We start from the raw sequence: 17,948 nt of genomic DNA on the forward strand, positions 1-17,948 counted from the left end.
TTCGCATCCACCTCCCCACGCTTTTAAGCGCGCTAACGCTTCGCTTTTTGAGCGCAGTAGGGAGGAGAAAGGTTGACCATGACGTTTCACGATATCCGCTTTCCGGTGCGGCTGGCCTTCGGGTCGGGTGTGTCGATTGAGCGGCGCACCGAAATCACAACGCTGGCGTCCGGTTATGAGCGGCGCATCAGCCCGTGGGCGCAAGGGCGAAGGCATTATCTGATCGGGGCGGGTGTGCGCTCGCTGACCGATGCCGCCGAACTCCTGACCTTTTATGAGGCGAGGGAAGGGCGGTTACATGGCTTTCGTTTTAAAGACTTTGCCGACTTCAAAAGTGGGGCGCTGAATGCTGTAGTGTCGTCCACGGACCAAGTGATCGGTACCGGCGATGGCGTGCGAAAAACCTTTCAATTGACCAAGGCCTATGGTGCTGTCATGCGCCCGATTGCCAAGCCCGTCGAAGGCACGGTGACGGTGGCGGTAAACGGCGCCACGGCCACGCCGACGGTCGATTTTGTTACGGGTCAAGTGACATTCAGCACGGCTCCGGTTGCGGGTGCGGTGATATCTGCGGGGTATGAATTTGACGTGCCGGTGCGCTTTAATTCCGACCGCATAGAAATGACGCTGGAAAGCTTTGAGGCCGGTCGCGTGGCGGCCGTGGCGCTGATCGAGATTCATACTTAACCCCACCACCCCGCCGGTAAACCGGCGCGGTCCCCCTCCCCTGCATCAGGGGAGGTTCATGAGGATGTTTTATGCGAAATGTACCTGCTGGCATAACCTCGGCGCTGGAGGCCGGGGCGGCGAGCCTGTGCCATGTCTGGCTGATCGAACGCAATGATGGCATCGTGCTGAGCTTTACCGATCATGACGCCGATATCACCTTTCAGGGCGTGGTCTGCATAGCCGCGACGGGCCTCACCAAAGGGGCAGCGGAGCAGGCGCTGGGGGCCGAAGGCTCAGGCGCGGTGTCGGGCATTTTGAGCGATGGCCGCCTCACGTCTGCGGACGTCGAGGCCGGGCTATATGACGAGGCAGGCATCCGTGAATATGTGATCGACTGGACAGCACCGGATCAGTTTGTGCTGATGTCGTCAGGCACATTGGGGCGGATTGAGGCGCGCGGCGGAACGTCTGAAGGCGCGTCGTTTGTCGCCCATGTCGAAGGGGCAGCGGCGAAGCTTAACCGCATCATTGGACGCCGGTTTACGCACCTGTGTGATGCTGTGCTTGGGGATGACCGCTGTGGCCTGAGTGCGCCTTCGGGCGTTTGCGATAAGCGCTACCGTACCTGCCGCGAAGCTTACGGTAATGCGCACAATTTCAGGGGCTTTCCTGACTTGCCGGGTGAAGATTTCCTAACCCTTTATCCGCGGGCGGGCGATGCGTTGGATGGAGCGTCGCGTCGTCAGGGTTCAGGGAGATGAGACTTCGTGAAACTTTTGATCTCCTCCCTGTGCGTCAGCATGGGGAGGTGGCATTGGTGAGTATAAGCTCGCCAATGACGGAGGGGGATAACGCGACGGTGATGCCCCCTCCGTCTTTAGCCGGGCCTTGCCCGTCAAAATCCACCTCCCCATTCGTGCCGAACAGGGAGGAGGTAAACGCGCTCAAGGAGCGTAGCGTTAGCGCAAGTAAAAATCCCGCGCTCAAGGAGCGTAGCGTTAGCGCAACTAACATTTCCCAAACCTGGATCGGTACGCCCTATCAGCATCAGGCCAGCCTGAAAGGGGTTGGGTGCGACTGTGTGGGGCTGATCCGCGGGGTATGGCGGGAACTTTACAGCAATGAGCCAATGGCCCTGCCGTCCTATAGTCCCGACTGGGCGGAGGTCGGCGGGCGCGAGGTTTTGCTGGAGGGCATGGCGCAGCATTTTCGCACTATCCCGCTCACGGCGGCGCAGGCCGGCGATGTGCTGGTGTTCCGCATGAAAGCGGGGGCGGTGGCGAAACATGCTGCGATTTTGCTGCATGATTTTGGCGATCCGCGCGCGCAGATCATCCATGCCTATTGGGGCCATGCGGTGGTGGCGTCGTGGCTTAAGCCATTCTGGCAAAAACAGGCGGTGGCGGCGTTTCGGTTTTCATAAAACCTCCTCCCTACGCAGTGGGGAGGTGCCGAGCTTGCGAGGCGGAGGGGTATTAAGCTGCCTCTGGCCCCTCCGTCTTTCGTGAGCTTCGCTCACAAAATCCACCTCCCCATGTAATGGGGAGGAGAGAAAGGTCTTAATGGCACAGGTTATTTTAAGCGCGGTCGGCACCTATTTGGGCGGGCCGGTCGGCGGGTTTATCGGGTCTCAGATCGGCGCGGCCATCGACAAAACCATCGTCAATTCATTGGCCCCCACACGCACGGTCGGGCCGCGCCTTAGTGGTGTGCGCCTGAACGCCAGTGCTCAGGGCGAGCCGGTCAAGCAGGTGTTTGGGCGGGCGCGGGTAGCGGGCACCGTCATCTGGGCGGCGGGGTTGAAGGAAAACCGCACTACGACCCGCGCCAGTAAATCATCGCCCAAGACCGAGAGCTTTACCTACAGCCTGTCGATGGCGGTGGGGTTATGCGAAGGGCCGATTGACGGCATCGGGCGCATCTGGGCCGATGGGCAGTTGCTGGACCAGTCGAAGTACAGTTACCGGCTTTATCTGGGTGACGATGACCAGATGCCTGACGCGGCCATTGAGGCGATTGAGGGCCATGCGCCGGCCTATCGCGGGCTGGCCTATATGGTGTTTGAAGACCTGCCCCTGACCGAATTTGGCAATCGTCCGCCCAATCTGTCGGTTGAGGTGTTCCGCCGCCCCAAGGGTGAGTATGACGATCTGGAAAGCCTGATCGACGGGGTGTGCCTTATCCCTGGGGCGGGGGAGTTTATCTATGCGACGCAGCCCAATGCCGTCCGCGAAGGGCTGACCGGCGCGCGCTATGAAACGCAAAATACACAGGATGGCCGCACCGATTTTTTGGTGTCGCTGGCGCAGTTGAAAGCGCATCTGCCCAATGTAAAGCGCGTTAATCTGGTCATTAGCTGGTTCGGCAATGACCTTCGCGTGGGTGAGTGTCAGATCAAACCGGGCGTCGAGCAGGCCGTGAAAGTGACTACGCCATTGACATGGTCCGTGGACGGAGTATCGCGCCAAGACGCCTATCTGATCAGCACGATTGACGGTAGGCCGGTTTACGGCGGAACGCCGTCTGATCAGACGGTGGTGGCGGCGATTGAGGCCCTGAAAGCCGAGGGTTATGAGGTCACACTGATCCCATTTATCCTGATGGATGTACCGGCGGATAATGACCTGCCTGACCCGTACGGAGGCGCGCAACAGGCGGCTTTTCCCTGGCGCGGGCGGATCACTTCGGCGGAAGATGGTACGGCGGCGGTGACGACGCAGGTCGATCAGTTCTTTGACGGCGACTGGGGCTTTAAGCGCTTTGTGCGCCATGTGGCGACGCTTGGCGTGCAGGCGGGCGGTGTTGACGCCATTGTGCTGGGGTCTGAGATGCGCGGGGTGACGACGCTGCATAGTGCTGCGGGTGTCTATCCGGCAGTGGGGCATCTACGGATGCTGGCCGCCGAGGTGCGCAGCCTTGTGGGGGCAGACACGCAGATCTCCTACGGGGCCGACTGGAGCGAATATTTCGGTCACCAGACCGGCGGGAATGCGGTCTTTCACCTCGATCCTCTGTGGGCGGACGATCATATCGATTTCGTCGGCATCGACTGGTATGCGCCGCTCACCGATTGGCGTGAGGGCGCGCATCTGGATGCGGATGTGGCCGCCGATATCTATGACCCTGCCTACCTCAAAAGCCGGGTGCGCGGCGGCGAAGGCTTTGACTGGTACTATGCCTCAGACGCGGATCGAACGGCGCAGATGCGCACGCCGATCACCGATGGCGCCTTCGGCGAGCCGTGGGTTTACCGGCCCAAGGATATCTTAAGCTGGTGGTCGATGCCGCACCATGACCGCATCGGCGGCGTGCGTTCCGTGACCCCGACCGCGTGGGTGCCGCAATCGAAACCGATCCGCTTTATCGAATATGGCTGCGGCGCGATTGATAAAGGGCCCAATGCGCCGAACCTGTTTCTTGATCCCAAAAGCTCGGAAAGCCATGTGCCGCCGTTTTCCAATGGTGCGCGCGATGACCGCGCGCAAAGGGCTTACCTGATGGCGCTGGCGTCCTATTATGGGGAGGCCGCCAACAATCCGCTCAGTCCGGTCTATGGTGGGCGGATGATCAGTGGCATGGAAGTCTGGTGCTGGGACGCCCGGCCATACCCGTATTTTCCGCAGAAGGTCGATCTGTGGGGCGATGCCGGCAACTGGCGTACTGGCCACTGGCTCAATGGCCGGGTCGGGGCCGGTGAGGTGCGCAACCTGATCGCCGATATTGCGCAGCAAGCCGGTTTGACCGACCTTGATCTGAGCGAAGTCGAAGGCACCATCGATGGCTATGTGATCGAGCAGCCGATGTCAGCGTTTGAGGCCCTGTCGCCGGTGCTGTCCTATCTGGGGCTGGAGGTGGCCGAGCGCGGCGGGGGCGTGGCGCTACTGTCGTCTCGGCATGGGGTGGATAGGAATATGCTGCGGGCCGAACTGGCCTATCAGGATCGTAATCCCGTCATGGCGCGGCGTGATCTGATTGAGGTGCCGGGGCTGTTGACCCTGCGGGCCTATGACCTTGACCGCGACTATCAGCTTCAGGCCGTGACGATGCGCCATGATGAGGTTGCGGGGGCTGATCGGATCAGCATCGATCTGCCGTTATCGCTGACCACCGGTCAGGCGGCTGACCATGCCGATTATCTTTTGTCGGCCCTGCAACGGGTGCGCCATACGGTGACCCTCGATATCGACCCGCTCGATTTGCTGCGGCTGGAGATCGGCGACGGGCTTATGCTGGAGGGTGATGTCTGCGCTTATCGGGTGACGGCGATTGAGGCCGGTGAGCAACCAAGCGCGACCTTGGTGCCTGCTCCTATGGTGCGTGCCTGGCCAAATGCGGAACCGGACGGGGCGACGGGCGGGGCGATCACCCAGCCGATTATGACGGGCCTGCGTCTGATGGATCTGCCGCCGTTCACCGCTGAGGACAGGGCGACACCGGTGTTGATTCCCTCGGCCTCACCCTGGCAGGGGGCCGATATCTATGTGGGGGCGGGTGCAGGCAGTTTACGTCTGCGCGGTCGGGTGCAGGTGACGGGCGGGGTCGGTTATACGCTGATGGCTTTGCCACCACAGCGGGCCCATTGTTTGCATGATGGGGCGTTTCTCGATGTTTACCTTGAAAGCGATGCACCGGTCAGTGTGGCGGAATCCGAGCTTCTGGCCGGGCGCAACCGGCTGTGCGTGAGGGCGCAAAACGGCGAATGGGAGATCATTCAGTACCGGACGGCCCAAATGCTGTCGGCGCGGCACTATCGCCTGAGTGGGCTGATGCGCGGTCAGGGGGGGACGTTGCATGCCCTGAACGCGGGCGTTGCGAATGGGGCTGAGGTCATCACCCTTCCCGATGAGATGGCCCGCGCCGATATGAGCGCTGATGAAATCGGCCTGCCACGCCTGTGGCGGGCGGGGCCGATCGGCTTTGGCGGGGCGGCGGCGGGAGCGGTGGATATCACGGCGACATGGCAGGGTTTAAGTCTTCGTCCCCGTGCGCCGGTGCATGGGCGGGTACGCTGGTCGGGAGATGATCTGCGCATTACATGGCATCGCTGCGCCCGCTTTGGCGGTGATGGCTGGGAAGGTGAGCCGCCCTTGTGCGAGGAGATAGAGCGCTATCGTTTGCGCTTTTATCAGGGCGATGATCTGCGGCGCGAAATCGAGGTGGGCACGGAAAGCTTCACCTATCCGGCGGCGTGGCGAGAGGCTGATTTTCCGAGCGGGTTTGATAGCGACAGTCACCTTGATATCGCGCAAAAGTCACAAATCTATGGATGGGGTTTGCGGCTCAAGTTGACCTTATGACCTAAAGCGCCTAGCACACCCCTCGCAATAGTGTTTTTAGTGTCCGGAGGCGGTGTGGCCACAGATCCTTATTCTGAATTGGGCGTCAAGCGTGACGCCAGTGCCGATGATATCCAGAAGGCGTTTCGCAAGCTGGCTAAGGAACTGCACCCTGACCGCAACCCCGGCAACAAGGTCGCCGAGGAGCGCTTTAAGCGCGTCAGTGGCGCCTTTGATTTCCTGAAAGACCCGGAAAAACGCAAGAAGTTCGACCGCGGGGAAATTGACGCCGATGGCCGCGAGACCTTCCGTCGGGCAGGCGGAGGCTTTGGCGGGGGTACGGGCGGGGCGTCCGGTGCCTATGGCCCCGGTGGCGCGCGCGGCAGCTTTGACGGCGTTGATCTGAACGATATTTTCGATATGTTCGGTGGCGGCAGCCGCGGTAGCGCAGGCGCAGGTTTTGGCGGGTTTGGCGGCGGTCAAACGCAACCCACCAAGGGCGCTGACCTCAAAGTCCGGCTCGATGTCGATCTGATGGACACGATTGTTGGCAATACCCGCCGGGTGCTGTTTTCCGATGGCCGCACGGTCGATGTTAACATCCCAAAGGGCACCAAGGATGGCGCGACCCTGCGTCTGAAAGGCCAGGGGGCACCATCACCCACGGGGCGCGGGCCTTCGGGCGATGCGCTGGTCGAAATCCGCGTCAATGCCCACCCGATTTTCCGTCCCGATGGCTCTGACCTGCATATGGATTTGTTTGTCTCCATCCCGGATGCCGTGCTGGGTGGTAAGGTGCAGGCCAATACCCCTGACGGGCCGGTTAATGTCAGTCTGGCTAAGGGCAGTAATTCCGGCGGCGTATTGCGCCTGAAAGGTCGCGGCGGGCTGGATGCCAAGACCGGTCAGCGCGGTGATCTGTTTGCGCATATAGTGGTCGCTTTACCGGATGCGATCGACGATGATCTGGTCAAATTCTGTGAGGACTGGCGCAAAGACGGCGGCTATGTGCCGTCGGTTACCGCGTTTAAGCGAAAATAATGTAAAGAACTCCTCCTATTGGAGGCATAGCTATTTTTTACGCGCTAAACCCCTCCCCTAATTTTAGGGGAGGATGTCACGGAGTGACAGGTGGGGTTATATAGCGGCGGTTTTAACCCCACCTTCCGGTCTGACATAATGATGCTCTATCGCTTCGCTACTTGAGAGCTTCAGACCTCCCTCCTCCCCTGCAACAGGGGAGGTTCTAAGGGTATACCGTAAATAAAGCTTTTATGCTTGTCTCGTTCAGATAAGGTTCAGGTGTTCGGGGGTATCAATGACGCTATGAAACAGGCAGTTACCATCTTGTGTGCGGTTTTGGCCATTGGCTTGCCCTCTGCGGGACAGGCGCAATCGGTGCGTCTTGAGGTGTCCGCCGCCGCGCCGTTTCTGCTGGCCCAGAACAATGACCGCCGTGACCGCGATCGTGGCCGCGATGAACGCAGCCGCGACAATAAGGACAATGAACCGCGCCGCGATGACCGTCTGAACCGCGCTATCGCCATCGCCCAGTCTCGTGGCCGCGTGCTTGATGCCGGGCCTGAAAAAGGTGCCATTTTCTGGGTACGGGTGGCGACTGAGCGGGGCCGCGTGGATTTTCTGGTCGATACCAATTCCGGCCGTATAGTGGGTGAACGATAATGCGCATACTTCTGGCCGAAGACGATCCCGACCTGTCACGTCAGCTTAAAACCTCATTGCAGGACGCGGGCTATGTGGTCGATCACGCCCCGGACGGCGAAGAAGCGCATTTTCTGGGCGATACTGAGCCCTATGACTGCGTGATCCTGGATCTGGGCCTGCCCAAGATTGACGGCGTGTCGGTGCTGGAGAAATGGCGCCGCGACGGCAAGACCACGCCGGTGCTGATCCTGACGGCGCGCGGGGCGTGGAGCGATAAGGTGTCGGGCTTTGATGCCGGCGCCGATGATTATCTGACTAAGCCGTTCCATACCGAAGAACTGCTGGCGCGCTTGCGGGCGCTGGTGCGCCGCGCCGCCGGTCATGCCCAGCCGCTGCTGATCTGCGGTGGCGTGCGGCTGGATCCACGGGCGGCGCGGGCGTCGGTCAATGGTGAGCCGCTGCGGCTGACGTCATTGGAATACCGGCTTTTGCATTATCTGATGATGCACCAGAACCGGGTCATTTCGCGCACCGAGCTGGTCGAGCACCTCTATGATCAGGATTTCGACCGCGACTCCAACACCATCGAAGTGTTCATGGGCCGCCTGCGCAAGAAAATCGGCACTGACCGGATCGAGACCGTGCGCGGCTTAGGCTACCGGCTGAAACCGCTGGCCGATGAGGTCGCCGACCTGTGAGCAATGCTGGCTGGTTATGGCTGAAGCGCAAGGTGTTCTGGGCAGACCGGAACGCAGCGCCGGGGTCTCTGGTCGGGCATCTGATCCGGTTGGCCAGCGTGTGGTTTATTCTGGCGCTGGTCGTCACCTCCGTCACCCTGACCGGCTTTTTCCATCAGGCCCAGCTTGAGCGCTTTCAGCAGAATGTCGGGCAGTTAGCCGACAATCTATATTCCGATACCGACCTTGATATGGACGGCAAAATCGTGCCGCCAAGCTTTTTCGATACCCGCACCCAGCGCGTCTATTCCGGTCTTTACTGGCAGGTCAGCGAAGTGGGCGCAAACGGTGAGGTGACTGTGCAATCGCGCTCGCGCTCGCTGTGGAACGATGACATTGCTGTGCCGGCCAATGTGTTGTCGGATATTCGCGCCAGTTCTGGTGCGGCGTCATTTTACGATGTGACGGGGCCGCAAGGCGCACCGCTGCGGGCCGCCGCCATCTATACCCTGATCAAGGGGCGGGCCTTTGTGTTTGTGGCCGCCGAAGACCGTACACCGATGGATGCCGGGGTGCGCCGGTTCGGGTTTTTGATTGCCATAGCTATGGTCATTCTGGCGCTGGGGTCGCTGGCGGCGATCTTCCTTCAGGTGCGGATTGGTTTGCGTCCACTGTTTAAGCTGACTGGCGAAATCCATGATGTGCGCGAAGGGCGCAAGGTGCGCCTCGATGGCCGGTATCCGACGGAAATCATGCCGGTTGCTAATCAGATCAACGGCTTTCTGGATAGCAATCAGGAGGTGCTGGAGCGGCAGCGCACCCATGTCGGCAATCTGGCCCACGCGCTTAAAACGCCGCTGTCGGTGCTGTTGAGTTCGTCGCAGGACGCCGATGAAAATCTGCCCGATATTGTCCGCCGTCAGACCGAGACCATGCGGGGTCAGGTCGATCATCACCTCAGACGGGCGCGGGCGGCGGCACGGTCTCAGACGATGGGGGAGCGCACACCGATTGAGCCGGTGCTGGATGAACTGGCGGTGACGCTGGAGCAGGTGTTCCGCGACAAGGATGTGGTCATCGACTGGCGCGCGCCGGAGGATCTGGCGTTTCGCGGTGAGAAACAGGATTTTCAGGAAATTATCGGCAATCTGATTGAGAACGCCTGCATCTGGTGCCGCAAAAATATCCGCGTGACGGCGGTGGCTGAGGCGGACGTGCCGTTTATGACAGTCACCGTTGAGGACGACGGCCCCGGCATGCCGGAGGGGCGTTATGATGAGGTTCTGAAACGCGGCGCGCGGCTGGACGAAAGCGCACCGGGATCGGGTCTGGGGTTGAGCATTGTCGATGAACTGGTGCGAGCTTACGGCGGGGAATTGACGTTTGATCGCGCCACGATCGGCGGGCTTAAGGTAACGCTGAAACTGCCGTTGGGGCGGGTTTAGACTTATACTCCCCCAACTTGTTGGGGGAGGTGGATCGGTGCGCAGCGACGAGACGGAGGGGGGCGCCGCCGTTGGCCCCCACCACAACATCTCATCGCTACGCGATTTCGTGTGGTCCCCCTCCCCAACAAGTTGGGGAGGTATGATAGGGTAGGCTTAGAGATTCGGAGGGGGAAGTATGTCAGACGCGGTTCGGTGCCATAAGCGATGGGGTTTTATCGCGGTAATTTTTGGCTTAAATGCGCTTATGGGGCTGATGTTTATAGCCACGCTTCTACTTAATAATCCGCTGCCAGACCCATTTTTCCGTATTTTTGCGCCTACGGTAGGTTTTGCGCTCATATTGATGTGTGTATATGGCACTAAAAAAATCAAAGATATGAAGCTTTATGTTTTAGCCGATGGCGTTGGCGTACAGTATAAACGCGGCCCTATTAAAAAGATTAAATGGGATAATATTGATAATCTCGGACAGGGTAATGACAGCCTGTCCGTTGTTGCTTTTCGGCTTAAATCCTATGAGGTGTGGTTTAGTCAGTTTAGCGATAAAGAGCTGCGTGAGCGTGTAGCCGATGGGGCTATTCTGTTTTTCCTTATGGGGTGGTCTTACCTCAAACGCAGGCCCATAGCTGATAGCATTTCTCAGGAAATCGAGCGTATGCCCAAAGGAAGTCCAAAGCGGATCTTGGCCAATCGTATGGTGAAGGCGAGAGGCGAACAAGGTGTTGATCTGGTGTTCGGTGCTGGCCTGCGTTCAAATCGTGATCTGGAACGGTTTGAAGCTTCATATCTTCGTTGGAAGGCCGGTCTGGAACCTAATACGGCGGTTTTGTAGTTAAATATCCCTGACATGCTGGGTGGACACTATGACTGGCGCTGCCCCCTCCGTCTTTTGCTAACGCAAAATCCACCTCCCCACTTCGTAGGGAGGAGGGTGTTATTTCTCCTCCCTGTTGCGTAGCAATGGGGAGGTGGATGCGAACATAGTGAGCAGACGGAGGGGGGCGTCGTCGTTGGCCCCCACCACCACATCTCATCGCTGTGCGATTTCGTGCGGTCCCCCTCCCCAACGAGTTGGGGAGGTATGACTATTTAGGAGATTTAGCCGCCAAAAGTTCTTTTACATGATCCTCATCAATACCTAAAAGCCATGCTATTTCGGGGATGCTGATGTCCGGCCGGTTTTGTTTCAGATCCTGGGCCGTCCAGACAAGCGACGGAGGTAATCTGTCAAAAAACCGGCAGGGTTGGCTGCGTTCCCGCCCGACTTTGAGAACCGCCTCATAAGTTAAGTACATGTCCGGCCAACGGTTCTGTGTAAGGATCAGGTTTGCAATTTCCGGGGCAATTCGCTCAATGAAATAATCATCAAAAATGCGCTCTTCCTGCGCTATGATCCAATTCTGATGGCAGACTTTGCAAGTGTTCAGAGACAGCCACCATCTGTCATCACTTTGCCAGTGACGGTTTACCGTCTCGAAAAAGCGTTGATCGCGGTCATCACATCCCATTGGAATGACATCCTTGTCCCTCAAGGAGATACATTCGCATTTCAAGGTGGAGCGCACCAATTTTTCGAGTTTCTGTTTTACTTCAAACACGCCATTACGATCTGAATAATCTAGCGAGATCATGTCAAAGTGAAGCGTTTCTCCCAGATCATGTTTTAGGGCTTCTTCCTGTGCGTAAAACCATGTTTCAAACTCTTGAGTGCCCACATCACCACGTATGAATTTCCAGACGGTTTCATGTTGAAGCGGTGTCATAATATTCCTCTTTGAGACCAGGTATTTACTGGCAGGGTTGTTTTATTCTTTCAAGTCGCTTGTTCAGCTACCCCTCCGTCATCTCGCCAAGGCTCGATGCCACCTCCCCACTTCGTAGGGAGGTGGGTGTTATTTCTCCTCCCTATTGCGTAGCAATGGGGAGGTGGCCGCGCAGCGGACGGAGGGGGATAGCGCGACCCTTAGCCCCCGCTACCACGCTGGGTAACGATGATAAGCGGTATACGTCTTTTGCTATTGCATATATCCGCGCTGCCCCCTCCGTCATCTCGCCAAGGCTCGATGCCACCTCCCCACGCAAGCGTAGGGAGGAGAAGCGCCGCCGCCCCGACCCGCGCCCAGTTCCGGGTCAAGGGTGCTAGCACCCTTGATTATCGCCCTGTTAACCCTGTACGGGGCATAGTTAGGCCATAAAGTATCAGCCGAGTAACTAACAATATGTCCGACATCCCGCCCCAGAAGCTTAGTCTGGTCAAAGGCCTGGTGAAAACCATGCCTATTGGGGCTTTGCGCACGCTGGATAAGGCGCTGGCTTTGTCGCGTGATGCCAAGATGAAGCAGGTGCGCGGGCTGGTGCTGCTGGAGATGGAATCGCGTCATGTCCGCGATCTGGTGTTCGCGCCGTACCTGCCGCTGTTTCAGGCGCGCGAAGACGGGCTGGATGCCGAGGTGTTCCCAACCTGGCTGCTGAATAATCTGTGGCGGGAACTGCAAACCGCTGAGGTGCAGTTGTGCGCGGAGGCGGGTATGGCGGCGCGCAGCCTGAGGGACGATGATCCGACACCGGTGCCGTTTTTCCGGCTGGTGACGGCGGGGGCGCGGATACTGCGCGATGACCCCTTAAGTGTGGTAGCCAAAGGCCATGATCAGCGCGACCTGCGCGAAGTTTCGGAATTTGCCCACTACCTCGACCTGCACCGGCTGCTGCGGCAGTATCTGAACCGGCTGCCCGACTGGATGGGGCGGATCGATGCCGAAAAGGCCGCGACCTTACGGCTATGGTACAAGGACGCCTGCGCGTTCTCTGAGGACGCCGGCGTGCGCTTCATTGAGGCGATCTTTGCCAATATGGAAGACGGAGCGATGATTATCAAGATTATCGCCGTTGTGGCTGACCGACCTAATGACCGCTTTCTGGCTGAGTCCGAACTGGCCGATTTCGGGGAGCGCATACTGCTGCTGGCCGAAGAACGCACCGATACTTTCAAACGCCTGATGAGCAGTAAATCCAAAGACTTAAGCTTTATGGCCACGGCCGGGGCGGACATTTCACGGTGTCTGATGGCGCTCAGCGGACTTGAACAATATATCGAACTGGCGCGCGACGGGCCGTGGGGCAAACGGGTCGCGGCCGCGCATAAGACCATTGCCGAACTGGTCGAAGGGCGCCTGAAAACGGCGGCAAGGCTCATTCAAGGGGCCCTGCCGATGAAGGCCGAAAAGGTCAGCGGACGGATGCGTAAGGACTATCCCGATGTGCGCACGCCGATGGATGCGGCGGCGACCACCAATGCCAAAGCCATTCTGACCTTCCTGAAAGACATTAAGCACACGGCTTCAAACGGCGGTTACGCGTCGCTGCTGACCAAAACGGTTCAGGAAGTTGAGATGGTTCTTGATGGCTATATGGATGACCTGATCGGGATTGCCAATCACGATGCGGGGCTTGATACGGATGCGGTCATGGCCTTGTTTGAAGGGGTGATCGATCTGATCGACGCCTTGTTTGGCGAAGAGCGGGCGGCGCTGGCGCGGCGTCGTGTCGCATCGTCCGATTTGCTCAACCCGTCAAAATCGGTTGCCTGAGAGAGCGATATGAGCAATATGCCGAAAAGTGTATAGCGGTTTTCGGCTATAATATTGCGACAACAAAAAAACTCTCCTGTTAAAGCCAAGGTTTTAACGCAATGCCGGAATATCAGCGGGCATGATCCTGTTTTCAGTTATTGCCGCGATTTTGAGCGCGACTGTGTTTGCGGTGGCCGTGCTGTGGCTGAAAGGCCGTATGCCAGTGTCTGATCTGGCGCGTGAAAAGGCGCTCTATGCCCGCTTTGTGGACGATGTCGACCGCAGGCTTGCGCGCGGGCAGATCGAGGCTGATCTGGCGCTGGAGGAAAAGGCCGAGGCGGGGCGGGCCCTGCTGAAAGCCGCCCGCGATCACAACGAATCGTCGGCACCGCTTAAGCCCGCGGTCGTCATGACCGGTGCGGCGCTGGTGGCAGCGATAAGCTTTGGGCTTTATGTTTTTGTGGGGATGCCGGGCTATCCCGATCAGCCGTATGCGCAGCGGCTTGAAGCGTGGACGAAAGCGGCGCAAGCGAACCCCGATGCCCTGCCGCCCAAACCGATGGCCGAAGTGCTGAAAGCCCGCGCCGGCGATCACAAAAACGATGCCGGCTACTGGCAGCAACTGGGCCGCCATCAGGTCATGGCCGGTGACTATTTCGACGGTGCGCGCTCCCTTGAAATCTCGGTCAGGCTTGACCCTGCGCGCGCCGAGGGCTGGTCTGATTTTGGTGAGGCGCTGGTGCTGGCGGCGGATGGCGTGGCCGATGACAGTGCGCGTAACGCCTTTGCTGAGGCGTTAAAGCGCGATCCAAATGATATTTCAGGTCTCTATTATACGGCGAAAATCCTGCGCGATGATGGCCGCTTTGATGCGGCAAAAGCGGCCTTTGATAAGGTGCTGAGCCAACTGCCCGCCGGTGATCCGCGCCGGGAAACGATTGCGGCTGACCTGACCGCGCTCAATGAGGCCCGCACGGCGCAGGCGCAGGTGAGCGCGCAGATTCAAGGCATGGTGGGTAACCTGACCGCACGACTGAAAACCACGCCTGATGATCCTGATGGCTGGGCGCGGCTGCTGCGGGCGCACCGGGTGCTGAAAGATCAGGCGGCGGAGGCGGCCACGATAGCGGCGATCCGTGCACAGTATAGACATAATCCCGATCAGGTGGCGGCGATTCTGAACAAGGCTACGCGACCGGTAGGGAGTGAGTAATGTATGATGACGCTTTCTTTTCTCCTCCCTACGCAGTGGGGAGGTGGCTTTTGAGCCGCACTGAGCGGGGCAAAAGACGGAGGGGTAGGGTTTGCCTCATACCCCTCCACCCCGCCGGTAAACCGGCGCGGTCCCCCTCCCCACAAAGTGGGGCGGAGAGTTTGGGCTGGATGAATATGTGGACGGGCTCATGAATTTCTGGCCAAAATCAATCAAGGCGCGGCGCAGGCTTGTGCTATTTTTGTGGGTGGCCCCGATCTTGGCGGGCGCTGTGGGGCTGACGCTCTTTGCCCTGCGCGATTCCGTGGTCTATTTCTACACGCCGGGTCAGGCGGTGGCGGCCAATGCGCCGCTTAATACTACCATGCGTCTGGGTGGGCTGGTCGCCCCCGGATCGGTGGTCAAAAACTCCGATGGGTCGGTGACGTTTGAGGTCATGGATAATCTGGATGCCATGACCGTGACCTATCAGGGCGATCTGCCCGACCTGTTCCGCGAAGGCCAGGGCGTAGTATGCGAAGGCCAATTGACGGGCGCCAAGGCGTTTAAGGCATCTACCGTGCTGGCCAAACATGACGAAACCTATATGCCCAAGGAAGTGACCAAGGCGCTGAAAGAACAGGGCGAGTGGCGACCGGAATCAGGGGCGTCAGATGGACGAGGGTTGCCACTTGAAAAACTGTAAAGTGCTAAACTCCCTATACCTGCATGAGGTGGGGCCGAGGTCTATGACGTCTATACGTTTTAGACTTCAAAAACTCCCCCCTGATTTCAGGGGGGATACCGGCTTTAGCCGGAGGGGGGTTAAAACCGCTGCTATTAACCCCACCCGTCATCCGATCCTAACGGATCGCCTGCCACCCTCCCCTGAAATCAGGGGAGGTTCCAAGAAAATGAGTTTGCCTGCGTTAGTGATTTCGCAGAGTAGGACAAACCCCTATGATCGCTGAACTGGGGACGTTTTGTCTGACGCTGGCCTTTGTGTTGTCGGTGGCGCAGGCGCTGGTGGTGCCAGCCTCTAAACTGAAAATTTTCGCCGGATTTGCGCGGTTGTCTGAGGGCTTAAGTCTTTCGGGCGCGGTGGCCGCCGCTCTGGCGTTTGCGGCCCTGCTATACGCCTTTCTGACCTCTGATTTTTCGGTCGCTAATGTCGCCGCCAATTCCCACACCTTAAAGCCGCTGCTCTATAAAATCTCCGGCGCGTGGGGCAGCCACGAAGGCTCTATGCTGCTGTGGTGCCTGATTTTGCTGAGTTTCAGCGCGATGGTCACCCTTCTGGGGGCGGGCCTGCCCGACAGTTTGAAACATAAGGTGCTGACAGTGCAGGGCGTGCTGGGGGCGATGTTCACCGGCTTTACCCTGTTTAGTTCCAACCCTCTGGCGCGGGTCTATCCGGCGCCGTTTGAGGGCAAGTCGCTCAATCCGATGCTGCAAGACCCGGCCTTGGCGTTTCATCCGCCGCTGCTGTATCTCGGCTATGTCGGGTTTTCGGTGGTGTTTTCATTTGCGGTCGCGGCGCTGATCGAAGGCAGGATCGATCGGGCCTGGGCGCGCTATGTCAGGCCGTGGACCTTGCTGGCGTGGAGTTTCCTCACGGTTGGGATCACGCTGGGGTCATTCTGGGCCTATTATGAGCTGGGCTGGGGCGGCTGGTGGTTCTGGGACCCGGTCGAGAACGCCTCGCTCATGCCGTGGCTGGCCGGAACCGCGCTTTTGCACGCCGCCATTGTCATGGAAAAGCGCGATGCGCTTAAGGCCTGGACGGTGTTTCTGGCCTTGCTTGCTTTTACCTTTTCGATGATGGGGGCCTTTCTGGTGCGCTCTGGCGTACTCACGTCCGTCCATGCCTTTGCGGTCGACCCTAAACGCGGGATATTGTTGCTGATCATCCTGTTTGTCACGGCCGGGTTCGGGTTTACGCTCTATGCGCTTAGGTCACGGAGCTTAAGTTCATCGGGCATCTTTGCGCCGGTTAGCCGTGAATCGGCGCTGGTGGTCAATAATCTGCTGCTGTTTGCGGCCCTGTCATCGGTATGTCTGGGCACGCTCTATCCGCTTCTGATGGAAGCGACGACCGGAAAGACCATTTCGGTCGGTGAGCCCTATTATCTGCTGACGTTCGGGCCGATCATCGGCGCGGCCTTGCTGCTGGCGCCGCTGGCCATGCTGCTGTCGTGGAAGCGGGCTGATCTTAAGGGCGTGCTGCAACGACTGGCGACCGCGTTTGGGGTGAGCGTGATCTGTGCCGTCGTGGCTACGCTTGGGATCAAGGGTATCGATATCGGCGGGCGGGTCGTGTTTATCCTTGGCCTGCTGTTAGGTTTCTGGCTGATTTTCGGCTCGTTTAAAATGCTGGCCGAGCGGGTGGGCTTGTTCAAAGGCACAATGGGTGAGAGCCGCCGTCGGTTTATGGGGCTTAGCCTTGGCATCCACGGCATGATTCTGGCTCATGTGGGCTTAGGCGTGTTTGTGCTGGGAGCGACCTTTGAAGGTCATGCCCGCCTGAGCACGGCAGCGTCCCTGAGCGCTGGCGCAGGCCTTAAGGTCGGCGGCTATGAAGTCATATTTGACGGTATCCGCCGCTATGATGGGCCAAATTACCTGGCCGAAGCGGCCGATCTGACTGTGCGTCGCACAGATGGTAAGCTGGTGTGTGGTGCCGCCCCGGAGCGGCGCTTTTATCCGGCCTCGCGCCAGACCATGAGTGAAGTGGCGATCTGTTTTACCCCGCTCAATGACCTCTATTTCGTACTGGGAGAGTCCAGTCTTGATGCCGCCGGTCAGCCGCAATGGCAGGTCAGGGCGCTCTATAATCCGTGGGTGCGGCTGATCTTTGTCGGGCCGCTGCTGATGGCGCTGGGCGGGTTATTGTCGCTGCTGGATCGCCGTTTGCGTCTGGGCGTGGCGACGTCTTCCAAAGCGCTTAAGCAGGAGGCATCATGAGGAGAGTCCTGACCGCCGTAGCCATTGTCATTCTTGGCCTGTCGCAGATGGCGACCGCTGTGACCTCCTCCGAGATCATGCTTGATCCGCGTCAGGATCAACGGGCACGGGCGTTGTACGGCGAAGTGCGCTGCGTGGTCTGCCAGAATGAGGCCATTGGCGACTCACAGGCCGATATCGCCGCCGACATGCGCCGGGAAATCCGCACTGAAATCCTGTCCGGCAAGACCGACACAGATATCCGTGAGGGGCTGACCGCCCGCTACGGCGATTATGTTCTTTTTCGGCCCAGGTTTTCAGCCGGCAATCTGATTTTGTGGCTTTTGCCGCTGGCTCTGGTGCTGGCGGGCGTATCAACTCTGGCGGTTATGGCGAAAACAAAAAGAAAAACAAAATCTTATGGTCTTGATGAGGGTGAGCAAAAAGCGCTGGATGACCTGATCAATAAACCCTGAACACCGTCACGATTTTGCCTCACGCTTAAGTTT

Annotated in this window: 15 protein-coding genes; 14 read left to right on the top strand and 1 reads right to left on the bottom strand. The window is 58.8% G+C overall.

Annotated elements, in window-relative coordinates:
- The first annotated feature begins 78 nt into the window (after positions 1–78).
- The 9 genes from PQU98_RS14000 to PQU98_RS14040 all read left to right on the top strand — a co-directional run bounded on the left by PQU98_RS14000 (position 79) and on the right by PQU98_RS14040 (position 10,567).
- Positions 79–687: a DUF2460 domain-containing protein gene (locus PQU98_RS14000; protein WP_272745579.1), complete on the top strand. Its 609-nt coding sequence runs from the start codon at positions 79–81 to the stop codon at positions 685–687.
- Positions 688–758: 71 nt separating this feature from the next.
- Complete coding sequence (locus PQU98_RS14005) at positions 759–1,430, top strand: phage/gene transfer agent baseplate hub protein (protein ID WP_272745580.1); 672 nt, start codon at positions 759–761, stop codon at positions 1,428–1,430.
- Between the two features lie 296 nt (positions 1,431–1,726).
- Positions 1,727–2,092 carry an NlpC/P60 family protein gene (locus PQU98_RS14010; protein ID WP_272745818.1) on the top strand — a complete coding sequence of 122 codons (366 nt, stop codon included), beginning with the start codon at positions 1,727–1,729 and terminating at the stop codon, positions 2,090–2,092.
- A 139-nt stretch (positions 2,093–2,231) separates the two neighbouring features.
- Positions 2,232–5,966, top strand: a complete 3,735-nt coding sequence (locus PQU98_RS14015) for a baseplate multidomain protein megatron (protein WP_272745581.1) — start codon at positions 2,232–2,234, stop codon at positions 5,964–5,966.
- Positions 5,967–6,020: 54 nt separating this feature from the next.
- Positions 6,021–6,986, top strand: coding sequence for a DnaJ C-terminal domain-containing protein (locus PQU98_RS14020; protein WP_272745582.1), 966 nt, complete (start codon positions 6,021–6,023; stop codon positions 6,984–6,986).
- Between the two features lie 237 nt (positions 6,987–7,223).
- A complete protein-coding gene (locus PQU98_RS14025; RefSeq protein ID WP_272745583.1) occupies positions 7,224–7,628 on the top strand; it encodes a hypothetical protein in 405 nt (134 codons plus the stop codon).
- The gene (locus tag PQU98_RS14030) at positions 7,628–8,308 is read left to right on the top strand and encodes a response regulator transcription factor (protein WP_272745584.1); all 681 of its coding nucleotides are present in this window, start codon (positions 7,628–7,630) and stop codon (positions 8,306–8,308) included. The genes PQU98_RS14025 and PQU98_RS14030 overlap by 1 nt, the downstream gene beginning before the upstream one ends.
- Entirely contained in the window at positions 8,305–9,732 is a 1,428-nt protein-coding gene (locus tag PQU98_RS14035; RefSeq protein ID WP_368408161.1) for an ATP-binding protein, read from the top strand. Before PQU98_RS14030 ends, PQU98_RS14035 begins: the two co-directional genes overlap by 4 nt.
- Positions 9,733–9,910: 178 nt before the next feature.
- Positions 9,911–10,567: a hypothetical protein gene (locus tag PQU98_RS14040; protein ID WP_272745585.1), complete on the top strand. Its 657-nt coding sequence runs from the start codon at positions 9,911–9,913 to the stop codon at positions 10,565–10,567.
- A gap of 253 nt (positions 10,568–10,820) precedes the next feature.
- Here PQU98_RS14040 and PQU98_RS14045 read toward each other — a convergent pair whose 3' ends face one another.
- A complete protein-coding gene (locus PQU98_RS14045; protein WP_272745586.1) occupies positions 10,821–11,498 on the bottom strand; it encodes a hypothetical protein in 678 nt (225 codons plus the stop codon).
- Positions 11,499–11,954: 456 nt separating this feature from the next.
- Here PQU98_RS14045 and PQU98_RS14050 point away from each other — a divergent pair, with 456 nt between their 5' ends.
- The 5 genes from PQU98_RS14050 (at position 11,955) to PQU98_RS14070 (ending at position 17,915) form a co-directional block, all read left to right on the top strand.
- Positions 11,955–13,322 carry a hypothetical protein gene (locus PQU98_RS14050; RefSeq protein ID WP_272745587.1) on the top strand — a complete coding sequence of 456 codons (1,368 nt, stop codon included), beginning with the start codon at positions 11,955–11,957 and terminating at the stop codon, positions 13,320–13,322.
- A gap of 121 nt (positions 13,323–13,443) precedes the next feature.
- Positions 13,444–14,517 (top strand): c-type cytochrome biogenesis protein CcmI, encoded by a 1,074-nt coding sequence (gene ccmI / locus PQU98_RS14055; protein WP_272745588.1) that lies wholly within the window; start codon positions 13,444–13,446, stop codon positions 14,515–14,517.
- Between the two features lie 190 nt (positions 14,518–14,707).
- A complete protein-coding gene (gene ccmE, locus PQU98_RS14060) occupies positions 14,708–15,202 on the top strand; it encodes a cytochrome c maturation protein CcmE (RefSeq protein WP_272745589.1) in 495 nt (164 codons plus the stop codon).
- A 254-nt stretch (positions 15,203–15,456) separates the two neighbouring features.
- Positions 15,457–17,460 carry a heme lyase CcmF/NrfE family subunit gene (locus PQU98_RS14065; protein ID WP_272745590.1) on the top strand — a complete coding sequence of 668 codons (2,004 nt, stop codon included), beginning with the start codon at positions 15,457–15,459 and terminating at the stop codon, positions 17,458–17,460.
- Positions 17,457–17,915, top strand: coding sequence for a cytochrome c-type biogenesis protein (locus tag PQU98_RS14070; RefSeq protein ID WP_272745591.1), 459 nt, complete (start codon positions 17,457–17,459; stop codon positions 17,913–17,915). The genes PQU98_RS14065 and PQU98_RS14070 overlap by 4 nt, the downstream gene beginning before the upstream one ends.
- The last annotated feature ends 33 nt before the right edge of the window (positions 17,916–17,948 follow it).

Source organism: Asticcacaulis machinosus (genome assembly GCF_028550435.1).
Taxonomy (GTDB): domain Bacteria; phylum Pseudomonadota; class Alphaproteobacteria; order Caulobacterales; family Caulobacteraceae; genus Asticcacaulis; species Asticcacaulis machinosus.